Origin of the sequence: Francisella sciaenopsi, from assembly GCF_045862875.1 — a bacterium.
GTDB lineage: Bacteria > Pseudomonadota > Gammaproteobacteria > Francisellales > Francisellaceae > Francisella > Francisella sciaenopsi.
This window is the reverse complement of the sequence record NZ_BTHG01000001.1, coordinates 18143-34731: the sequence shown is the minus strand read 5'-3', so window position 1 is coordinate 34731 and position 16589 is coordinate 18143. Positions and strand designations below refer to the sequence as shown.

Below are 16589 nucleotides of genomic sequence, written 5' to 3'. Positions count from 1 at the left end.
AAAATATATTTGACATATTTTTTGGCTATAACTTTTTGATAAATTTTAATCATTGACTGACAAAAAATTTGACAAGGTAAGTTTTAAATTACCATCAAGAATATGAGTTTACAATATTTTTTATTCCTCTAAACTCATTAAAGATGCATTTCCACCAGATGCAGTAGTATCAACACTGACAGTTTTTTCTACAACAAATCTACGTAAATATAGAGGTGATGCTGTTTCTATTGCCAAGCTAGTACACTTGCCGTCTTTAGCAACACTTTCTGCAACAAACGGGATAATTGCTCCTCTACGTAATGCTAAAGCTTGATGAACTTGTTTAACTGCAGAGATACTTCCTGAAAAAGCTACTAAAGCTACTTTACTATTGAACAGTAATGCTGAAGTAATCTCTTCGTCATCAGATAAAATTAAATTAATAACTTTAGGATTAACACCAGCCTTAAGCATTAACTTAACAATATTATAAGCTGTTAAACTACCTGTATATGCAGGTTTAGCTACAACAGTATTACCGGCTAATAATGCAGCTGCTGTTTGACCTACAAATCTTATTAATAAGTCACAACTTGAGCACATACTAACTACTACACCACGCCCTTTTAAGCTTAGCTCATCAATTTCACCTGTAGGTCCAGGTAACAACTCAGGATGTGCAAATTCTTTTTTAGCCTGTAAGCAATAATATGCTACTTGCTGTATAGTTTTATCAATCTGAATATGAGCATCTTCTACAGATACATTTGACTCCGTAACCAAGCATGATGCTATTAGATGACGCTCTTTTTCTAATAAATCTAAGAATTTTTCAACAATTAAAGCCCTATCTTCAGCATTTATATGATTCCAAGCATCTGCTTCTGCATAAGCTACTTCTATAGATTTATCGACGGTACTTACAGAGGCAACATACTTTTTACCAATATTCTTACCAGCAGCAGATTTTAGATCAACAAATTTATCCTTCTTAGCTTTCTCACCAGCTACAATATTAGTAATACTATACTTATCTTTTATCAGTTTATTTGTAGCTATTTCATCATTAGCAATTTTTTCAGGATTATAAATCTCTTCTACTGCACCAACACCTGATAATTTTTCATTTGCTAAACGATGCATATAGTATGGACCACCTGCTTTAGGGCCAGTACCAGATTTACCTTGTCCTCCAAAAGGTTGGACACCGACAACAGCACCGACAATATTTCTATTTACATAGACATTACCGGCTTTGATGTTATTTTTAACATAGTTCATAACCTCACTAATTCTACTATGAACACCTGCAGTTAAGCCATAACCAGTAGAGTTAATATCCTTTATAAGGTTGCTAAGTTCATTTGCTTTAAACCTAAGGATATGAAGAATTGGACCAAACTGTTCTCTACCAAGGTCAGATAACTTCTCTATTTCAAATGCTGTAGGCATTACAAATGTACCTTTTTGAGTATCCTCATTTGGTTGAGCTTGGTATACAAGTTTAAATTGTTTTTTCTTCTCTTCTATATATGCATTTAGGTTATCAGCTGCTTCTTTGTCTATTACAGGACCAACGTCTGTATCAATATACTTTGAATCACCTATTTTAAGCTCTTTCATCGCACCAATAATCATTTTGATATAATTATCTGCGATGTCTTCTTGTAAGCATAATATACGCAATGCCGAACAACGCTGACCAGCACTATCAAAAGCTGAACGTATAACATCTCCAGTAACCTGCTCTGGTAAAGACGAAGAATCTACTATCATAGCATTCTGACCACCAGTTTCTGCTATAAATGGTACTATCTCACTAGATTTTGATGCTAATGTTTGGTTTATAATCCCAGCAACCTCAGTTGATCCTGTAAATATAACTCCTTTACATACAGGACTTTGAACTAAAGCACTACCAACAGTTGCCCCATCTCCAGGAGTAAACTGTAATACGCCTTTAGGAAGACCTGCTTTGAATAATAACTTGATAGCTTTATAAGCGATAATAGGAGTTTGCTCAGCAGGTTTAGCTACTACAGTATTGCCAGCAGCTAAAACAGCTGTAATCTGACCTAAGAATATTGCTAGCGGGAAGTTCCAAGGGCTAATACATACCATTGCTCCTCGACCTGTAAACTCAATCTGTTTTAGATTATCTGATAATGCAGGCAATTCAATTGGCCCATTAAATTCTCTACGCGCCTGAGCAGCATAGTAACGACAGAAATCTACAGCTTCGCGAACCTCATCAATAGCATTTGATAAAGTTTTACCTGCTTCAATCATCGCTATAGCAATAAATTCATCAGTATTCTTTTCTAATAAATTCGCGAATTTTTCTAGGATATCAGCTCTTTGACTAGCTGGAGTATTATTCCAATCTTCAAATGCACTTTGAGCATTTTTTAACGCTCTTTTTGACATTTTAGCATCAGCATTAATTACAGTACCAATTATATCGCCAGTATTTGGATTTATAACAACTTCAGCTGTGCTCTTGTCAATATCAACATTAGAAACTATTGGTTTTGCTTTATATGTATTTTTAAGAGTATATTTCTCAATATTTTTATACATATCTGCTAATACTGCGAAGTCATTAGTATTATGACCTTGTGAATTTAACCTCGGAGCTACTATATCTTTTGGATACGGTATATTAGGATGCTGGCCACAACCATAGTCAATAGCTTTTTTAACAGGATCTTCTATTAACTCTTCAATCGGTAGATTCTCATCGACGATTCTATTTACAAATGAGCTATTAGCACCATTTTCTAGTAATCTTCTAACTAAATAAGCAAGCAAGTGCTTATGTCCACCAACCGGAGCATATACTCTACATGGAATATCTTCATAACCTTCTTTACCAACTATATTGTCATATAAAGGGTCACCCATACCATGTAGACATTGGAATTCAAAATCTTTATTGCCATTAGCCAACTCCATCACTACAGCTACAGTTTGGGCATTATGAGTAGCAAACTGCGGATAAATATATTGATGATTTTCAAAAAGTTGCTTCACACATGCTTGGTAAGAAACATCTGTATGATATTTACGTGTAAATACAGGATAACCAGCTAAACCTTGCTCTTGTGCGTGTTTAATCTCAGCATCCCAATATGCACCTTTTACAAGACGAATCATAAATCTTCGATTAGTTTTTTTAGCAAGATTAGCCAAGTAATCTAATACATAAGGAGCTCTTTTCTGGTAAGCCTGAACAACTATACCAATCCCATCAAATCCATCCAAAGATGGCTCATGAGCCAATCTCTCTACCAATTCTAGTGATATTTGCAATCTCTCAGTTTCTTCAGCATCAATATTCATTCCTACATTATATTCTTTAGCTAACTGAGTAAGTTTAAATAACTTTGGATATAACTCTTCATGCACTCTTTGATGCTTTGCAACTTCATAACGTGGATGTAGAGCAGATAACTTTATAGATATACCAGGATTCTTTTTAATCTCTTTATTTGTTGCATATTTTGCTAGCTCATTTATAGCATGCAAATACTGACTATAGTAATAATCAGCATCCGCCATAGTCATCGCAGCTTCACCTAACATATCATACGAATAACTATATCCTCTAGCAACTTTAGTTTCTGATACTTTTAATGCTTCTTCAATAGTTTCACCAAGCACATATTGCTTACCAACTATTTTCATAGCCTGCTTCATAGCTTGACGAATTACTGGTTCACTTGATTTTTTTAGCAAGTTTTGAAAAACCTTTCTATATGCTCCATGAGGATTCTTCAAAATTTTACCAGTTAACATCAAACTCCATGTAGCAGCATTAACAAACAAATGCTTTTCTCTACCAACATGACTTTTCCATGCGGCACTAGTTAATTTATCTTTGATGAGTAGATCAATAGTGTATTTATCAGGTACTCTTAATAACGCCTCAGCTAAACACATTAATACGATACCCTCTTCAGAGGATAAATCATACTCAATCATAAAAGCATCAATACCAGATTTTTTTAGCCTATTTTTTCTAACTTTTTCCACTAAACCATATGCCTTTTCTCTTACTTGTGCTTTTTGCACACTAGACATATGAGCTTTATCTACAAGTTTAGTTACAGCCTCTTTTTCTTCTATCAGCCAATATCTAGAGATATTCATTATTTCATTTGAAATAGGATACTCACCTGAATGGTTCAATAAGTTATTCATATTGCTTCCTTTTATACTTACTTTAATCTATTTTCATTAAACTTTTTCTTTTCTAAAATAATTTTGTTAATAAGCTCTTTATATCTATCTGGCGGAGTAGCTCCTTTAAACAGCCAATCAAACATATCATTATCTTCACTAGTCAAAAATTCAACAAACAATTTTTTACCAGCAAGATCTTCTTGCATATAACAGTTATTTAAATATGGTGCTAATATTATATCAAGTTCTAGCATACCTCTGCGTGCAGAGTATTTTATTTTTTCTACTGAGCTGAATATGAGATCATCTTTCTTCATTATCATGATAGTCAAGCTTATTAAATATAAGGATTACACTAGTTTATACTATACACCTAAGACAACCAATATCGTTAAAGGAATTATTTCAAAAAATACTCTTTTATTTAGCTAAACAATCCGGTATTATTTGCTCTATAATTTTAGGTTTATTCATAACTATTTATTACCTATCTAAAATAAGTTTATTCAAATAAAAAATACTAAAAGGATTAAAATTTAATGGCTATTAGTCAAAATGTTACAAAAATACTTCAAGATATCGATGAACTAGATTTATTTAGCAATATTTCGGATGAGTGGTCGACTCTACTAAATGAATCTGATGATGAAATCAAAATTAAAAAATTATATTCAGCATTAGTAAAAGAAAGTATCCGTCGTGAAACAGCAGAAAGATTAGCTAAAGATGCTAAGTCATACAGTGATCTTATTCAAGAACAATCAAAACAGCGCATTTCCGACTTAAAAGAAGGTTTAGAGAGTCAAATCGCTTTTCTTACTCAACAAATCAAAGATCTAAAAGTTGAATCTTCAAAAAACCTTGATTACTATAGAAACGAGTTAAAAAAAGCTACTAGAAATTTGATAGATAATAAAAATTAGTTAAACTAATAAGTTTTTAATACCTCAAGTAACTTTTTTATTTAGATTAGCTTTTAAATTACTATTATTTATCTTTCTTGATATCTAAAATTCCCAGTGTAAGAAAATACCTCTCTATTATTGCATTTTGAGAAAACAGCTCTAGAAAATCTATCTTGATTATCTTTTTCTATCTCTAAATCAGCACAGTTAGTTATAGCTTTACCTTTATCATCTAAAACAGTATAGCTTGCAAAAGAAACTCCTGATAGTGAAAGTAATAACATCCCTGTTATTAAAATTTTATTTTTCATATTTTAAAATTTTTAGAAGTGACCAATAGAAATATGCTATCAATATAATCCGTTATTTTCTATTAGAAACTGTCAAGAATAATTCTAAATCTCTTTTAGATTGCTTTTGCAAAGCTAAATTTCCAATATCTTTTATAAGAATAAATTTCAACTCTTTATTACTATTTTTCTTATCCAAAAGCATTGCATCTAAAAACTCTTTTTGACAAATATCTCTAGGGAAATCAATAGAAATATCAAAACTAACTATAAATTTTTTAAAATCTTTTGCTTGTTGCTGTGAAATTATATCTAGGTAGCAAGAAAAATCTATAGCCTGAGCCATTCCAACACCTACAGCTTCTCCATGCTTTAAACCTAGATATTTTTGACACTTCTCAATAGCATGCCCAAATGTATGTCCAAAATTAAGGATTGCTCTAGCGCCCGTAGTTTCCTTTTCATCTTCTGCTACAACTTGAGCCTTAATCTGACAACTTCTTTTGACCATATCTATCAAGGTAGAAGCATCTTTAGCTAAAATTTTATCTCTATTTAAATCAAGCCAATAATAAAAATCTTTTGAGATAAAAGCATACTTAACAACTTCAGCCATACCAGATATATATTCTCGTTGAGGTAAAGTTTGATAAAATTGTACAGATGTATAAACAAGCTTTGGCTGATAGAAAGCTCCTATCATGTTTTTACCTAAAGGATGATTTATTGCTGTCTTACCACCAACAGAAGAGTCTACCTGTGACAATAATGTAGTAGGAACTTGGATAAAATCTACTCCTCGCTGATATACTGCAGCAGCAAAACCTGTGATATCTCCAATAACACCACCACCTAAGGCTACTAACACAGTAGAGTTGCGAGTATATTGGTTTTCTAACAAAGATGACAATATTTTATCTAAGCTTGCTTGAGATTTATATTGTTCACCATCTTCAAGCACACATACTTTAATATCTAATCTATCAGGCATCGACTCTAAAAATCGCTCAAGATATAAACCAGCAACTGTAGTATTTGTGACAACTAAGACTTGTTTATTTTCAATATGAGGAATAATACGAGAAATATCTAGTGAAGAATCAATTATAATAATATAACTTTCACTAGATGTTGGATTTACTAATAATTCACTAATCACAGAATTGTTTCTTCAACTAAGAATGTAGATATTTTGTTGACTATATTTTTTACTGTTGCTCCATTTGTTTCTACAACGACATCAGCAATACTTCTATATAGAGGCTCTCTTTCAGCCATTAATTGCTCTAGTACAGGTCTTTTATCATCAACTCTTAAAAGAGGTCTCTTTGTATCTTTAGCTGTTCTCTCTAATTGTTGCTCAATAGTAGCTTCTAGATAAACAACTTTACCACGCGATGATAATAATGATCTTGTATCTGGATCAAGTATAGCACCACCACCCGTCGCTAATACTATATTTTGCTTTTCTGTTAAAATTTCAGCAATAACATCTCGCTCACGCTTTCTAAAGCCTTCTTCACCCTCTAGGTCAAAAATCCAGTTAATATCAACACCACATTTTTTTTCTATCGTATCATCAGAATCTATAAACTCTAACTTTAACTGTTTTGCTAATTGCTTACCAATAGTAGATTTTCCAGCACCAACTGGACCAATTAAGAAAATATTTTTTGTTCTTATCATTTTTGACTCAAAATTATAAGTTGATTACACACCGTGATAGTTTGTTACTAATCACCCCTTGTACATAAAAAATTATAGGCTATAAGATACCTAAATATTAATATTATTGCAACTATTATCTGCTATCATTTTTGGACTTTAGTCTCAATAATCTTAGGCGTTATAAAAATCAAAAGTTCAGCATCTCTATCATCTATTTTAGTATAACTGAATAAATAACCCAAATATGGTATATCACCTAAAAAAGGTATTTTATTACGTGTTTCTGCTTGCTCTTTAGTATATATACCACCAATTACTACGGTTTCACCATCTTTAACCATTACTTTGGTAGTTACTTCTCGTTTATTAATAATAGGAGGCAAATCCTCGCCTGTTGAGGTTTTACCTGAAGATGCTCCAACACTATTTTTCGTCACAAGCACTTCCATCACAATATTACCATCTGGTGCAATTTGGGGAGTAACTTGAAGCTCCAACACAGCCTCTTGGAATGCTACAGATGCAGCGCCTGAAGCCGTTGCTTGTTGATATGGTACATCTTTACCATCTTTAATAAATGCTGTTTCATTATTAGAAACAACCAAATGAGGTGATGATACTAGATTAGCTAATGATTCATTCTCAAGAGCTCGTATCTCCATTTCCAAATGGAGACCCCCTGCTAGGGTATACATCAGTTTTGCGGTACTAGCAACAATGTCTTTATCTGCATCTGTAGCTGTACCAAAAGTATTAAGTCCTAAGTTAACATTACCATTGGTAGTCTTAACGCTATAATTAAAACCCAACTCTAAACCACTTGTCCTAGAAACTTCAACAATTCTTGCCTCTATAAGTACTTGATCATTTGGTATATCAATTTCATTTATAACATTTCTAATTAGAGGTATTTTTTCTTCGGTATCAGTTACAATAAGAGTATTTGTACGAGTATCTGAAGTTATACTACCTCGTGGTGACATAATCCCACCATTTTGTTTTGCCATAGAGGTAATAACTGTTTGCGCTGCTTGGGCTGTAGTATAATTCAAAGGAATAAACTCTGTTACTAATGTTGCATTATTTTCTAATGATCTTTTTGTTTGTAGCTCTAGTTGCTCTTGTGCTGCAATTTCAGCTGCTGTAGCAACATACAGGATACTACTCATTTTTTTAGTAGCCAATCCCTTACTAACAAGAACAATATTCATTACCTCATTCCAAGGAACATTTTTAAGATCAATTGACATATCTCCACGAACACTACTACTTACAACTAAATTTAAGCCTGCAAATTCCGATAAAACCTGTAAAACTGTTTGTACTGGCGTATTTTTAAATGATATTGATATAGGTTCATTAACATTAAAGCCTTCAACACGACTATTACGTCTATCAATTTTAAATTTGAAAGTATTACCTTCTTTAAAATCACTTAAAGCAATTCTATCTAAAGAGTGTATAACAAAAACTACATTTCCATTATCTTTGAGAATCTTGATCGAATCTACTATTGTATTGAAGACTTTAGTATCAATATTGCTAACCCATTTATCAGAAATAGTAGTATCATTAAAAGTTATAGTAAGAGTGTAACCATCTTGAGATAGTTTGGTCTTATATCCAGCAAAATTGCTAATATTTTCTTCAAAAGCAACATCAAACACAGCACTACCATTTAAACTTCGATGAAACTCTAGATCTTTAATATGTTTACTATAATCTGTAGCTTTATTTTCATCTCTTCCAACAATTTTTGTTTCTGGTGGCTTAGTCTCTTGAAGCTGACTTGCTGATGTTTGACTACTATCTTGAGAATCTGCAAATGAAGTTTCACAACCTAATAGTCCTCCAAATAGAGTCAGAACAGTTAATAATTTATTATTTCTAAAAAACATTAATTCACCCTAATGTATAACAACTGGAGTTTTTTCCCAAACTCTCTTTTGTTCATTTTTTTTCCACTCACCAACCACAATTCCTTCTTTAGTAATATTTTCAACCTTCCCATAATTCTGTCCAATTAATTCGCCTTTTTCTACATATACTGGCTTTGCATCAACTGAGCTTTCTATAATACCCCATATCTCATTATTTTGAGAAACCATTCCCTTATATTTAAATGAATTTAAAGATTCCTTTTGTAATTCAGTAGGCTTTGCATTCATTACATCTTTCAATTCCTCTGGAATGAAAATAGGCTTTAATTTAACAACTTCCCTCTTCTGTAGATCTTCATTATTTCTTTGTATTGGTATTTTTTTCTCAAATGGTAGCGTATGATCTATACTAAAAACATTGCGAATTTTTGATAATCTTTCAAAAGTTAATGTATCACCCTTATATTCAGGAATATCTAGTTTTTCTGTACTTTTCATACTTTTAGTACTATTCTGAATAAGTTGATTAACTTGGTCTATTCTAGTTTCATAACTAGCATAACAATTGCCATAACTCACTATCATTAACACTAGACATAAAAGCTTTAATCTTTGATATTTACCCATCTAAATTACGCTCCTACCCCTTGACGTGAATAGGTCTGCAAATTTAGTTCAGTAACTATTTTAGAATCAGACTCTTTTTTAATATTTATATTAGTTATAACGGCGATATCTTTCATATCTACTAAAGCTACGAATAATTTAATCAACTGAGTAAAATCACCAACCAATTTAGCTTTAAAATCTAACGCATACAAGTCTAAATATTTATTCTTTTCAACTCCTGCTGGTGATAAATCAATAATTGTAATACCAGAGCTACGAATAGCTTCATTTAATGCGGATAAAAAAATAGGCACAGAATGACGCTCAGGAATACTAAATCTTTCTTCAATATTATGCTTTTCTAATATCTTCACTTGCTCTTTGAGAGCTTCTAAATCTTTTTCTTTCTTAATAAGTCTTGGTATTTGAGACTCCATCGAATTTATATGACTTTCTCTTTGATTCGCTTGTGAAATCACAGGACTAACTAAAATACCATAGAAAATAAATAAAAATAATCCAAGAACGATTATATAGACAGGTAATCTAATCTTTAATGGAGCGTCTATAACCTTTATAGCGTACTTGTTAGATAAAAGGAGCTTTCTTATTTTATCTACCATTTTACACTTTCTCCCTTGAATGCATTACCCTCACCAAATTTAAACTCTAATGAAAAACTTCTTTGACCATTTTTCTCTGATCCTAAATTCTTAAGTTCAACCTTTTTAACTCTAAACTCAATTTCTAAGTTTTTCATAAAAATTGAAAGTAATTTCAAATCTCTCACTTCACCTGTAATAACAAAAATATCAGTATTAGCAACATAATTCATATTTGTAATATATAGTTGATCAGTAATTGCTCTAGAGATTTTTTCTAAGCCAAGTAGTATATAATATTGGCTAGCTTTGATATTAGCTAAGTCTGAAGATACATCTAATAGTTTATCTCTTTGACTTTTCACAGTTGGATATTCAGCTACATTTTTATTAAGCTTAGTTATTTGAGTTTGGATGTATCTCTCTACTTTGATATCCTCATCACTAGACCATGAGAATACTACCGAAAGAATAAACATAGATACAAAAGCTACAAATATCATAAAACCAAGATCTATGCCTATATAAGTAAGCTGTTTTTGGCGCCAACGACCACGTACGAAATTAAGATCTTTCATTACTTACAGAGCCTCCTTCATAGCAATCGCTATTGGTAAAACATACCTATATGGTTGCTCTATATCTCCAAATTTTTGACAATCTATATTTATGAATGGATCAAGTATTTTACAATTCTTTTGAGATAAATCCTTTATTGATTCGAAGATATTCTCAAAATTTTGTTTAATTCCATATACATAAACATTATTATCTTGGATTTCATCAAAACTATCAAAGCTATTTTCACCAAGCTCTAAGGACATAAAATCCATAAACCTTAATAACAGCTGAATAACCTCATCAACATATGTTACATCACTGATATTTTCATCAAATATTTTAACTGATTCATAACTTTTTAGTTCACCTTGAGGAGAAAAACTATAAATAGACAACTTATCAGAATATAGCCCTAAAAAAACACTATCACTAGAATATTGCGATATCTCACTAAGAAAAAGTTCTGAAACAAAATTACTAATCGCAAGTTTATCTAGAACACAAACAGATAGTGCTCGTTTTGCTTTGCTAGAAATACTATATAATCTTTTAATCTTTTCATTATCTGAAATATAATATACAACTATGGTACCGTTACTCTCTAGTTGATCATAATAGTCATACGCAATGTCTGTATAACTGTCCGGAAAGCGTTTTTTCAAGAAATATTCATTTATATAAAAAAACACACCCTCTTTTTTTATTATTTCCAATGCTCTTTTATCACAAGTAATTTCTTCTTTAGTGACATCAATTTCATTGTAACTAGTAAATCCTAGTTTGATAAAACGACCAAGCTTATTTTCCTTTATAATTTCTGTAACAACATTACCAACATACTCAGTCGTCAATTCACCTTCAAAATAAGCTTCTGGAGCAAATACATGACTATTACAGCTTACTAATGTGTAATCATCTCGTCTTTTTTCAAGCTTCACGCTAGCTAGTGAACATCTATCGTATTCAATACCTAGAACTGTTTCTTGTACTTTTTTGCGTCTTTTTTCAAGTAGTAACGATATCATAAAATTTCTTATAAAAAACTATAGCCTAAAATTAGATATTCTATTTCTAGATATATAAGTCTGTTTATTTTATAATTAAATCCATATTAAGTAAACTATAGTTTCAAAACGTTAAGGTCAAATTAACTATGCGTATAATACTTTTAGGTGCTCCTGGAGCTGGTAAAGGAACTCAAGCAAAAATAATCGAAAACAGATATAATATTGCTCACATATCAACTGGTGATATGATCAGAGAAACTATCAAGTCTGGAAGTGTAATAGGTCAAGAGTTAAAAAAGGTGCTAGATGCTGGACAATTAGTTTCAGATGAGTTTATAATCAAAATTGTTAAAGATAGAATATCTAAAGATGATTGTAAAAATGGATTCTTACTAGATGGCGTACCTAGAACAATAATTCAAGCAGAAGAATTAGATAAATTGGGTGTAAATATCGATTATATTGTTGAAGTAGATGTTAAAGATAGTCTTCTAATCGAAAGAATAACAGGTAGAAGAGTTCATCCGGCATCTGGTAGAACATATCATACTAAGTTTAACCCTCCTAAAGTTGAAGGTAAAGATGATGTTACTGGAGAAGATTTAATAACTCGTACCGATGATAACGAAGATACTGTTAGAGAAAGACTTTCAGTCTACCATGCTCAAACTTCTAAACTAATTGATTTTTATAGAAACTTCTCATCTACAAATACAAAAACGCCAAAATATATAAAAATAGATGGTGATCAAGCCGTAGAAAAAGTATCTCAAGACATTTTTAGTCAACTTAAATAATTTCTAATTTAAACATTCTAATAATAATTCTGTAAAAGATATATACTCCAACTGCCCATGATATGACAAACCTATTTGGCAGTTACGGTTAAAGCTAACTCCAATTTCACAACCCTTAACTTGTGACTTAAGAGATTCTAAACTTGAAGCATTTAACTCCGGGGTTGTAAATCCTTTATCTCCTGCAAATCCACAACAGTAGATTTGCTCAGGAACAATTACAGAAGTACTACATCTTTTCAAAACTTCTAAATATTTATTATCCATATTCTGCTTACGAGTAGAACAATCAATATGCAAAGCTATTTTATTAAACTTTCGTGTTAATTTAATATTATCTAGCTTATCTATAATCAGATTATTAATATTTACAATATTTAAATTTTGACCTTCAGCAAAATTAGCACAAGAGCTATTATCAGTCACAATATAATCATATTGAGCAGAATCTACACTCTGTCTTAATAACTCTTCAGAAGTATGTTGTTGGATATTATTCGCTTGTGAATTATACATTTGACCACAACACTGACTCTTAACCTTCTGAGGATAATTGACTTCAAAACCTAGCTTTTCTAGTATCAATTGACTTGGATATTTCAAATATTTTTTATTACTAGCAAAAATTCTATTTGGACAAGCTGGCACTAACAGTACTTTCGGTTTTAACTTGTCTTCAAGAGAGTTTATGAAACTTGCTGATTGTACTTTTGGCATAGTTTCTAAATATACGGGAATAGATTTAAAGTTATTGTGTAATAGCTTAGTCATATTCTGAAGATTTTTCTTTCCAATTAGATTGCCAGCTAAATTTCCCAACATAACTTTTTGTTTAGCTTTATTTATTTCTTTGTCATGGTTAACTAGCTTGTTTTGTAGTTTTTTCTGACCAAGAATAAAATCACCTGTATCAATATCGACCGGACAACGTGTTTTGCACAAGCTCGTGGTAGCACATGTTTGTATACCATAGTAGTCATAGTCTTTGAGCCACTGCTGTTTTTGGTTACCATCGAGAGTTTGAATCTTACGTATAACAGTATTTCTTTGTCTTGGAGTTAAACTTAAGTTTCTTGATGGACAAACGGGCTCACAAAAACCACACTCCATACACTTATCGATTTTTTCATCAACACTATTTAACTCTTTAAGATTCTTGATATGCAAACTCTTGTCCTTGGTAAGTTTAACATCTGGATTAAGAATATTTTTAGGGTCAAAAAGCTTTTTGATACGCCACATAATATTTAAACATTTATCACCCCATTCCACTATCGCAAATGGTGAGATATTTCGACCGCTACCATGCTCTGCCTTTAATGATCCATTATATTTTTCTGCCACTAATGAAGTAATATCTTGCATAAATTGATCATATTCAATCAACTGCCTTTCATCATTAAAATCTGGAGTAAGCACAAAATGTATATTGCCAGCTAAAACATGTCCAAAAATTGCCGCATTAGTATAATTATATTTAATAAATAATTGTTTAACATCTGTTATTAAACCAGGTAGGTTCGCTATGTTTACAGCTATATCCTCAATCAATACACTACTACCATTTGGTCTTTGTCCAGCAATTGTAGGTAGAACGCCCTTTCGTGCTTTCCATATAGTTTGAATCTCTCGTTCGTCTTGCCTAAAACCTACTTGATGAACTATATTTGTCTGCCCAATACTTTGATTTATTATCTCAAGTTTACTATCTAATTTATCTTGATCATCTTCAGACACTTCAACCATAATTGCAGCAATATCAGTATTCTCAAGATTTATCAAAAAGGGCTGTAACTCTGCTACATCTGCTACTGACTTTAATGATAAATTATCAAGTAACTCAACAGATGATGGTGCATAAGGTTCTAACTGTGTAGTAAGTTTTACTAGTTCATCAAGACTTCCATATATCAAGTTCAAAGCTTTAAATCTATGATCAGCAACAGTATTTAAGGTCACATTACTCACAAAACCAAGAGTACCTTCTGAACCAGTAATCAATCTTTCTATTATTTTTATGGGATCATCAAAATCTAAAAAGGCATTCAGGCTATAGCCACTAGTATTTTTTATTGAAAATTTCTTTTTAAGAAAATCAACAAGCTCCACATCATTTTTGATTTGATTATGAATTGATAATATTGAATTTATAATATCTTGATTATTATCTTTAAAGTTTTTAATACTACTAGAGTCAGATGTATCTAATATCTGACCATCTGCAAATACGATCCGCATGGAATCTAAAGTTGCATAAGAATTTTTGGCTGTACCACAACACATTCCACTAGCATTATTTGCGATAATACCACCTATCTTAGCACTATTAATTGAACCAGGATCAGGACCAATTTTGCGATTATAGATTTTAAGATACTTATTAGCATTCTCTCCTATTATGCTAGGCTCAAGCTTAATCTTTTGACCATCATCAATAATTTGATAATCTAACCATGCATCAGATGCTAAAACCACAAGCACTTCATCAGTAACTGCTTGACCAGAGAGACTAGTTCCAGCAGCTCTAAACGTTAGTTTAATATTATGCTGATTAGCTAATTTAATGACCTGTATTACTTCTTGCTCTTTTTTTACAATAAGCACCAATTTAGGTACCATTCTGTATAAACTAGCATCTGTAGAATATGCGTAACGAAGTAACTCGTTCTCAACAATTTGTTTACTTTTTAAAAAGCCTCTTAGCTGTGATTTAAAGTCGCTTAACATTATAAAAAACATATGACTATTATCTACAAGATTATATCCAACAATACGCTAAAAATTAATTAAAAAATAAGATTTATTTTATCTAGATATATACCAACCATAACTATAAAAAGATTTTAGACCCTCATTACTCGTTAAATAATTCACAAATCTATTAACTTCAGAGTTCTTATTATCTTTACTAACTACAATATTAAAATCCCTAGAAATATTATATTTCGAAGAAATATTTACTACTTGTCCCTCATTAGGATTAGAAATAGCCCAATCTCTCCAAGTAATCCAAGCATCTGCATTATCATCCTTAAAAGCTTTAAAAGCGCTGCCACTATTTGGAGCAAAACTTGTAATATTTTTCCTAAACTTTTGTGTAAAATTTATATCATGCTTTCTACCAACAATATCTTCCCAAACACCTGTACCAGAAGTATTACTATAACCACTTCCATCTATGACAACAATATTAATATTTGGTTTAATCAAATCATCTAAGCTTTTAATATTTTTTGGGTTGCCTTTTTTTACTAAAATTATTGCATCATGATAATACATTGATTGTAAATCTTTTAATTCAAACTTATCCCTAAAATCATAAATAATAGCTGTTGCTGACTGTTGCGATGGTCCAAATAAAATATCAGCATCTTTTTTAGCTTTATCCCTCCATGTTGACTCAGGTCCAAAATTAACATTTACTTTTATGTTCGTTTTCTCTTCAAACTTCTTTGCAGCATCAATCAATGCCGTATGAGGACCACCAGGACCATACAAATTAATATCAGCATATAAACCATTAACACTCACTACCAAACCTAACAATAAAGTTTTCTTAAACACTTTTAGTTCCATTTAATATAAACCAAGACTATAAATATCTAAATCCTAACAAAACAGCATGTTTAAGAAAAATATAAGATTCTTATATCAAATATAAGATTTTCTGATATATTATTTTTTAATATCTCTAATGAATGAAATATATTTAGCCAAATCACGAATATCATTTTTATTTTTGAAATTTGACTTATGTAACCATTTTTTGATTTTTTTATTCGAACCTTGCTGAACTGCGTAAATATAGATCCAAGTATTTATAATAATATGTTTCCTAATATCCCAAAAATCAGATTCATTACTATTTATTATAAATATTAAAGATTCATTATCTGATTCATTTGGTAATACAATTGCTTCGATTATTTGCCTATTCAGTTGAGATTCAAAAAATATTGATAATGAAATTAAAAATACTCCTAAATAAAAAATAATGTTTTGGTTATGATAAGTGCCAATCACGAAACTTGTTAGAAATATCAAACAAGAATAAACAATTACTCTGTATTTTTGCGACTTTTTGATTTCTAATCGCTGCATAT

The 16589-nt window shown here is 31.2% G+C and carries 15 protein-coding genes; 2 read left to right on the top strand and 13 right to left on the bottom strand.

All coding sequences use genetic code 11. The features are described from left to right. Positions 1 to 120 precede the first annotated feature (120 nt). Both putA and ACKTR7_RS00165 read right to left on the bottom strand, forming a co-directional pair. Complete coding sequence (gene putA, locus ACKTR7_RS00170) at positions 121 to 4185, bottom strand: bifunctional proline dehydrogenase/L-glutamate gamma-semialdehyde dehydrogenase PutA (RefSeq protein ID WP_407876472.1); 4065 nt, start codon at positions 4183 to 4185, stop codon at positions 121 to 123. Between the two features lie 17 nt (positions 4186 to 4202). Continuing rightward, positions 4203 to 4490 carry an FAD assembly factor SdhE gene (locus ACKTR7_RS00165; RefSeq protein WP_407876471.1) on the bottom strand — a complete coding sequence of 96 codons (288 nt, stop codon included), beginning with the start codon at positions 4488 to 4490 and terminating at the stop codon, positions 4203 to 4205. A 216-nt stretch (positions 4491 to 4706) separates the two neighbouring features. Here ACKTR7_RS00165 and ACKTR7_RS00160 point away from each other — a divergent pair, with 216 nt between their 5' ends. Further along, positions 4707 to 5090 (top strand): kinesin, encoded by a 384-nt coding sequence (locus ACKTR7_RS00160; RefSeq protein ID WP_407876470.1) that lies wholly within the window; start codon positions 4707 to 4709, stop codon positions 5088 to 5090. A gap of 68 nt (positions 5091 to 5158) precedes the next feature. Here the strand turns inward: ACKTR7_RS00160 and ACKTR7_RS00155 are convergent, their stop codons facing one another. The 8 genes from ACKTR7_RS00155 to ACKTR7_RS00120 form a co-directional block, all read right to left on the bottom strand. Then, positions 5159 to 5383: a hypothetical protein gene (locus tag ACKTR7_RS00155; RefSeq protein WP_407876469.1), complete on the bottom strand. Its 225-nt coding sequence runs from the start codon at positions 5381 to 5383 to the stop codon at positions 5159 to 5161. 52 nt (positions 5384 to 5435) lie between these two features. Beyond that, entirely contained in the window at positions 5436 to 6521 is a 1086-nt protein-coding gene (gene aroB / locus ACKTR7_RS00150) for a 3-dehydroquinate synthase (protein ID WP_407876468.1), read from the bottom strand. Then, positions 6518 to 7048, bottom strand: a complete 531-nt coding sequence (gene aroK, locus ACKTR7_RS00145; protein WP_044526331.1) for a shikimate kinase AroK — start codon at positions 7046 to 7048, stop codon at positions 6518 to 6520. The genes aroB and aroK overlap by 4 nt, the downstream gene beginning before the upstream one ends. Positions 7049 to 7173: 125 nt before the next feature. After that, a complete protein-coding gene (locus tag ACKTR7_RS00140) occupies positions 7174 to 8928 on the bottom strand; it encodes a type IV pilus secretin PilQ (protein ID WP_407876467.1) in 1755 nt (584 codons plus the stop codon). Between the two features lie 9 nt (positions 8929 to 8937). Beyond that, positions 8938 to 9537: a pilus assembly protein PilP gene (locus ACKTR7_RS00135; protein ID WP_407876466.1), complete on the bottom strand. Its 600-nt coding sequence runs from the start codon at positions 9535 to 9537 to the stop codon at positions 8938 to 8940. Positions 9538 to 9542: 5 nt separating this feature from the next. Then, complete coding sequence (gene pilO, locus ACKTR7_RS00130; RefSeq protein WP_407876465.1) at positions 9543 to 10142, bottom strand: type 4a pilus biogenesis protein PilO; 600 nt, start codon at positions 10140 to 10142, stop codon at positions 9543 to 9545. Continuing rightward, a complete protein-coding gene (locus ACKTR7_RS00125) occupies positions 10136 to 10699 on the bottom strand; it encodes a PilN domain-containing protein (protein WP_407876464.1) in 564 nt (187 codons plus the stop codon). The genes pilO and ACKTR7_RS00125 overlap by 7 nt, the downstream gene beginning before the upstream one ends. A 3-nt stretch (positions 10700 to 10702) precedes the next feature. Then, positions 10703 to 11707, bottom strand: coding sequence for a type IV pili (locus ACKTR7_RS00120; RefSeq protein WP_407876463.1), 1005 nt, complete (start codon positions 11705 to 11707; stop codon positions 10703 to 10705). Between the two features lie 128 nt (positions 11708 to 11835). Between ACKTR7_RS00120 and adk the strand changes: the two genes are divergently transcribed. Next, positions 11836 to 12486: an adenylate kinase gene (gene adk / locus ACKTR7_RS00115; protein WP_407876462.1), complete on the top strand. Its 651-nt coding sequence runs from the start codon at positions 11836 to 11838 to the stop codon at positions 12484 to 12486. A gap of 3 nt (positions 12487 to 12489) precedes the next feature. On the opposite strand, the gene ACKTR7_RS00110 is transcribed toward adk, so the two are convergent. The 3 genes from ACKTR7_RS00110 to ACKTR7_RS00100 form a co-directional block, all read right to left on the bottom strand. Further along, complete coding sequence (locus tag ACKTR7_RS00110; protein ID WP_407876461.1) at positions 12490 to 15213, bottom strand: FAD-binding and (Fe-S)-binding domain-containing protein; 2724 nt, start codon at positions 15211 to 15213, stop codon at positions 12490 to 12492. Positions 15214 to 15291: 78 nt separating this feature from the next. Further along, positions 15292 to 16050, bottom strand: a complete 759-nt coding sequence (locus ACKTR7_RS00105) for an extracellular solute-binding protein (RefSeq protein ID WP_407876460.1) — start codon at positions 16048 to 16050, stop codon at positions 15292 to 15294. Positions 16051 to 16161: 111 nt separating this feature from the next. After that, on the bottom strand, positions 16162 to 16587 hold the full coding sequence (locus ACKTR7_RS00100; protein ID WP_407876459.1) for a hypothetical protein: 426 nt from the start codon (positions 16585 to 16587) through the stop codon (positions 16162 to 16164). Positions 16588 to 16589: the final 2 nt, after the last annotated feature.

Bases quoted from the DNA above. Each gene is read 5' to 3' on its own strand.
- putA (WP_407876472.1), bottom strand. From the start codon at position 4,185: ATGAATAACTTATTGAACCATTCAGGTGAGTATCCTATTTCAAATGAA.
- ACKTR7_RS00165 (WP_407876471.1), bottom strand. From the start codon at position 4,490: ATGATAATGAAGAAAGATGATCTCATATTCAGCTCAGTAGAAAAAATA.
- ACKTR7_RS00160 (WP_407876470.1), top strand. From the start codon at position 4,707: ATGGCTATTAGTCAAAATGTTACAAAAATACTTCAAGATATCGATGAA.
- ACKTR7_RS00155 (WP_407876469.1), bottom strand. From the start codon at position 5,383: ATGAAAAATAAAATTTTAATAACAGGGATGTTATTACTTTCACTATCA.
- aroK (WP_044526331.1), bottom strand. From the start codon at position 7,048: ATGATAAGAACAAAAAATATTTTCTTAATTGGTCCAGTTGGTGCTGGA.
- ACKTR7_RS00140 (WP_407876467.1), bottom strand. From the start codon at position 8,928: ATGTTTTTTAGAAATAATAAATTATTAACTGTTCTGACTCTATTTGGA.
- ACKTR7_RS00135 (WP_407876466.1), bottom strand. From the start codon at position 9,537: ATGGGTAAATATCAAAGATTAAAGCTTTTATGTCTAGTGTTAATGATA.
- pilO (WP_407876465.1), bottom strand. From the start codon at position 10,142: ATGGTAGATAAAATAAGAAAGCTCCTTTTATCTAACAAGTACGCTATA.
- ACKTR7_RS00125 (WP_407876464.1), bottom strand. From the start codon at position 10,699: ATGAAAGATCTTAATTTCGTACGTGGTCGTTGGCGCCAAAAACAGCTT.
- ACKTR7_RS00120 (WP_407876463.1), bottom strand. From the start codon at position 11,707: ATGATATCGTTACTACTTGAAAAAAGACGCAAAAAAGTACAAGAAACA.
- adk (WP_407876462.1), top strand. From the start codon at position 11,836: ATGCGTATAATACTTTTAGGTGCTCCTGGAGCTGGTAAAGGAACTCAA.
- ACKTR7_RS00110 (WP_407876461.1), bottom strand. From the start codon at position 15,213: ATGTTAAGCGACTTTAAATCACAGCTAAGAGGCTTTTTAAAAAGTAAA.
- ACKTR7_RS00100 (WP_407876459.1), bottom strand. From the start codon at position 16,587: ATGCAGCGATTAGAAATCAAAAAGTCGCAAAAATACAGAGTAATTGTT.